The organism is Oleiphilus sp. HI0061 (assembly GCF_001635675.1).
The window spans coordinates 1-891 of record NZ_LWFE01000568.1; the positions used below are offsets into that span (position 1 = coordinate 1).

Below are 891 nucleotides of genomic sequence, written 5' to 3' on the forward strand. Positions count from 1 at the left end.
CGCAGTCGCCTTCTTACCGGTATTGTTAGGGTTTCTGTTTCCCTTCTCACTTCTAACGATTTATGCAGTCAAATACTTTGAAATATCCTGGCACAGCAATTTTATAGAGTACGCACTAAACAGTTTTGTTTTAGCCAGTATTGCCGCCTTTGCCACACTGGTTTTAGGCATCGTACTTACTTACAGCAAACGACTAAATTCCAATAAGCTCACTCAGCACCTGGTCAACTTCTCTAGCCTAGGCTACGCCATACCAGGCGCGGTGCTTGCGATCGGAATTATCATTCCCTTTGCTGCCTTCGATAATACCCTTGACGGTCTTATGAGAGAGCACTTTGATTTCTCAACAGGATTGATTTTGAGCGGTACGGCTTTCGCAATTGTATTTTCCTATTCTGTTCGCTTCTTAGCTGTCTCTTCAGGGTCCGTAGAGTCCAGCCTATCTAAAGTAACACCAAGCATGGACATGGCATCGCGCTCACTTGGCCATAATTATTTATCGACACTATTTAAAGTACACCTGCCCATTATCAAGCGGGGTGCTCTTACCGGCATGCTTGTCGTGTTTGTAGACTGTTTGAAAGAATTGCCTGCTACACTAATTTTACGGCCTTTTAATTTTGAAACACTGGCTACACAGGTTTACCAATTTGCTTCCGATGAGTTACTTGAGCAAAGCGCCTTGAGCGNACTAATCATCGTTGCAGTGGGTATTCTGCCAGTTATATTGTTAGACAAGAGTATTAGCCAAAAGTCCTAAGATACGAAGCAATTAGCAACCCAAACATTCATCGACTTAAGAGAAGTAAATAAGCAATATGAGCATCATCTGGATTTTAGTTGCCTTCATATTTGGCTTCATTGCGAAACAAATCACACTCCCACCCTTAG

Annotated in this window: 1 protein-coding gene; it reads left to right on the top strand. The window is 42.7% G+C overall.

What is annotated here, in order from left to right; genetic code table 11:
- A partial coding sequence (locus A3735_RS07410) for an iron ABC transporter permease (protein ID WP_156499499.1) occupies positions 1 to 760 on the top strand: 760 nt, incomplete at its 5' end.
- Between the last annotated feature and the right edge of the window lie 131 nt (positions 761 to 891).